This window comes from Variovorax sp. WDL1 (genome assembly GCF_001541225.1).
Lineage (GTDB): Bacteria > Pseudomonadota > Gammaproteobacteria > Burkholderiales > Burkholderiaceae_C > Variovorax.
The window spans coordinates 1-3,699 of the sequence record NZ_LMTS01000262.1; the positions used below are offsets into that span (position 1 = coordinate 1).

Below are 3,699 nucleotides of genomic sequence, written 5' to 3' on the forward strand. Positions count from 1 at the left end.
CGCCCAGGCCATCGCAGCCGCTTTGGGCGGGGAGGTCGGGAGAAATCCGTCCGGTCGCTTCAAGCTGGGCGCGGACCGGCTGGAATGGAGCAGCGAGGCCCAGGTGCTGTTTGGCCCTCAGGTCGGCGCAGGCCCCACCGTGCTGGTGCAAAGCCACGGCGAATGCGTGACCACCCTGCCGCCGGGCGGCGTTCAGCTGGCGTCCTCGCAGACGATCCCGCACGAAGTTTTCCTGGTGAATGGGCAGTTCCTGGGTATCCAGGGGCACCCGGAAGCGGATCGGCAGTTCCTGCAGCAGAAGCTCATGGCCTACCACCGTGCGTTGTTCGACGACGACGAATGGGTCCGCGTGCAGCAGGAATCGCAGCAGGCCCTGGATCCCGAGCGCGTGATCGCGTTGGGGCGGCGCCTGCTCGACGCGGGGCGCCTTCCCGCGACACCGCAGGACATTTCGGCCTTGCCGGCCTAAGGCCATAGGCAATCGAAGAGGAACAAGGAAACCCCCATGACAAACACCGCCAAGATATCCGTCCTTCCACGGACGCCCGCCGCCCAGGGCGACTGGGATGATCTGGTCCAGGAAGATCGGGTGCATCGTCGCCTCTATACCGACGAAGCCATCTTCTCCCGCGAGATGAACAACATCTTCGCGGCCACTTGGGTCTATCTGGCCCACGAGAGCGAAATCCCCGAGCCCAACGATTTCAAGCAAGCCTGGATCGGTGTGCGCGAGGTCATCGTCGCGCGTGATGAAGAGGGCGTCATCCGTGTCTTCTCCAACCGCTGCTCGCACCGCGGCGCGAGCGTCTGCCGTGAACATCGGGGTAACGCCGCCGGCTTCACCTGCCCCTACCACGGCTGGCGTTTCGACAACCGAGGCCAGTTGTTCGGCATCCCGGGCAAGAACGCCTACGGTCCGACCTTCAAGTCCCGCGACATGCACCTGGCGCGGCCGGCGCAGGTGGATTCGTACAAGGGCTTCGTGTTTGCCACGCTGAACCCCGACGCGCCACCGCTCGCGGACCACCTCGGCAACGCGGCGCGCTACCTCGACGCCTGGATCGATCACAACGGCGGGGCCTCGAACCTGCGCCTGGCAGGGGTGCAGCGCTTTCACCTGGCCTGCAACTGGAAGCTGACCTGGGACAACGCCGGCGACGGCTACCACGTCCCCTTCTCGCACCAGTCGCTGCTGGTCATGACGAAGGCGCGCTATGGCGGCGGCGACATGGCCTACTTCGCCGATGCCGATCGCACCAAGATGACCAGCAGCGCGCTGGACAACGGCCACACCGTGATCGACCAGCGCCCGGAGATGCACGGCGAATCGGCCTGGCGCCTGCAGCGCCCGCAGCCCGGACGCGAGCCCTACGAGGATCACGTGGCGAGCATCTACGGGGACCAGGCGCAGCAGGTGCTCGACACCACCGTCGGCGCGGGGATGAACCTCAACATCTTTCCCAACCTGGCCTTGATCGGCAACCAGGTGCAGGTGATCCAGCCGCTGGCCGTCGCCTCCACGGTCATGCACTGGTACGCGACGCAGCGCAAGGATGCCGATCCGGAGGTGAACACCATGCGCTTGCGCACCCAGGAGGATTTCCCGGTGATGGGCGAGATGGACGACGCCGCCAACTTCGAGGAGTGCCAGCGCGGGTTGTGCAACAGCCCCGAGGACGAGTGGGTCGACATGAGCCGGCACCACGAGTCCGGCAAAGACGTGCCGGTCGAGGACGGAATCATCCGCGGACCGGTGACCACCGAACTGCACATGCGCAACTACTACGCGCAGTGGAAGCGCCTGATGCAGGCAGAGCCAACGCTGCGCATGGACAAGGGGAGGCTGGCATGAGCACAGCGACGCAGCAACCCGCCGCTGGGCGGCAAGGGTACCGCCATCAACCGCCATCGCTGTATGTGGTCGCATCGTTCTACGACTGGCTGATGGACGTCTCCGCCGACCTGGCCCGGGCGGTGGTGCGCGAGCCCGGCACCGTCGATGCGGCGCGTGAGCGCGACATCGTCCGAATGCTGACCGTGGAGGCGAGGCTGCTGGACCAGGGGGCGCTCACGCAGGACGCATACGTCCAGTGGCTGGCACTGTTCGCCGAAGAATGCGTCTACTGGATTCCTGCTGTCTCGCCCGCTCCGGACCCGAGATGCAGCGTCACGCTGGAATTCCACGACAGGCGCCGCCTCCTGGACCGGGTGACGCGGCTGGGAACGGGGCTGGCCTTCTCGCAGTTCCCGACCTCTCGTACCGCTCGCCAGTTCAGCGGACTCGAGGTGTGGGCGAGCCCAGGGCGCTCGGACGAATGGCGTGCGCGCTACAGCTTCACGCTGGTCGAGTCGCGCGAGGGCCACGGCCGCGTGCTGGCGGGCTGGAATGGTTTCGTTCTGCGCGAGACGGAAGCTGGCCTGAGCATCGTGCTCAAGCAGGTCAATCTGATCGACAGCGACCGCCCCCAGGGCAACAACTCGTTCTTCCTCTGAAGGCGGCGTCAATGGCGAAGCGGGCGCAATCCCTCACCATCACCGACGTCACGGCCCAGGGGAGCGACGCCATCCTGCTCAGCCTGCGCGTGGACGATGAGCAGCAGCCGAAGTTCACGTTCCAGCCGGGCCAGTACCTGACGCTGGCGGTCGAAGTGCAGGGCGACGAGCACTGGCGCTGCTACTCGATCACCAGCGAGCCCGTGACAGGGCAGCCGATCAGCGTGCTGGTGCGCCGCGTTGCCGGCGGCCGCGTCTCGAACTGGCTGTGCGACAACGCCCGGCCGGGCCTGCAGTTGCAGGTTCTTCCCCCCGCCGGGCACTTCACCCTGGCGCGGCCCGGGCAGCCGCTGCTGCTGTACGCCGGCGGCAGCGGCATCGCACCGGTGTTCGCGCTGGCTCGCGAGGCGCTGGCGCGCGGTGCGGCGCGCGTGCGGCTCTTCTACGCTAACCGCGACCGGGCCACGGCCATGCTGTTGGCCGAGTTGCAGGCGTTGCAGGATGCCGCTGCGGGGCGCCTGGAGATCGTCCACTGGTATGACGCCGAGCAGGGCCTTCCTACGCAGGCCGTTCTGGTGGCGCAGGCGCAGGGGCTGGACCAGGCCGACGCCTACATGTGCGGTCCGGAACCCTTCATGCACGCCGTGGGCGCCAGTCTCCAGGTCGCCGGGTTCGATGCCCAGCGTGTGCACCGGGAGGACTTCGGCGCCGCCGTGGAAGGTGCGAGCGAGGAAGCCGCAGGTGATGGCCCCGAGGCGCTGCTCACGGTCCTGATGAAAGGCCAGACCCACGCCGTGCCGGTGCGTGCCGGCGAACTTCTGCTGTCCGCCATGCTGCGCGCCGGACTGCCAGCGCCGCACGCCTGCCGCGTCGGCGAATGCGCCTCGTGCATGTGCCGCCTGCAGGCCGGCGAGGTGCAGCGCTTGGACAGTTCGGTGCTCGACGAGGACGACGTGGCCGCGGGCTGGTTGCTCGCTTGCCGCACCCGTGCCGCCAGCCCTGCGCTGCAGGTGCGATTTTCATGACGCTGGATGCTTGCAGGCAGCCACGAGCCACCCAAGGAGCACCATTCATGACCCGAGATGGTCCGACCACTCCCCAATGGGATTTGATCCGAGCATTCCTGGCGCTGGAACGGCATGGCAGCTACGAAGTGGCTGCGGAGCTGGGGTCTCCTCGTTTTCAGTGCAATAAGTGACGGTACGA

3 protein-coding genes and 1 pseudogene are annotated in these 3,699 nt (G+C 67.2%); all 4 read left to right on the forward strand.

All coding sequences use genetic code 11. The annotated features are described in order from the left end of the window. A pseudogene (locus APY03_RS42880) lies at positions 1 to 469 on the forward strand (hypothetical protein); the annotation flags it as partial. A gap of 36 nt (positions 470 to 505) precedes the next feature. Continuing rightward, complete coding sequence (locus APY03_RS32820) at positions 506 to 1,852, forward strand: aromatic ring-hydroxylating oxygenase subunit alpha (protein ID WP_068683863.1); 1,347 nt, start codon at positions 506 to 508, stop codon at positions 1,850 to 1,852. Next, the gene (locus APY03_RS32825) at positions 1,849 to 2,493 is read left to right on the forward strand and encodes an aromatic-ring-hydroxylating dioxygenase subunit beta (protein ID WP_083944717.1); all 645 of its coding nucleotides are present in this window, start codon (positions 1,849 to 1,851) and stop codon (positions 2,491 to 2,493) included. The genes APY03_RS32820 and APY03_RS32825 overlap by 4 nt, the downstream gene beginning before the upstream one ends. 11 nt (positions 2,494 to 2,504) lie before the next feature. Continuing rightward, positions 2,505 to 3,518, forward strand: coding sequence for a ferredoxin--NADP reductase (locus APY03_RS32830; protein WP_032490114.1), 1,014 nt, complete (start codon positions 2,505 to 2,507; stop codon positions 3,516 to 3,518). Positions 3,519 to 3,699 lie beyond the last annotated feature (181 nt).

Bases quoted from the DNA above. Each gene is read 5' to 3' on its own strand.
- APY03_RS32825 (WP_083944717.1), top strand. From the start codon at position 1,849: ATGAGCACAGCGACGCAGCAACCCGCCGCTGGGCGGCAAGGGTACCGC.
- APY03_RS32820 (WP_068683863.1), top strand. From the start codon at position 506: ATGACAAACACCGCCAAGATATCCGTCCTTCCACGGACGCCCGCCGCC.
- APY03_RS32830 (WP_032490114.1), top strand. From the start codon at position 2,505: ATGGCGAAGCGGGCGCAATCCCTCACCATCACCGACGTCACGGCCCAG.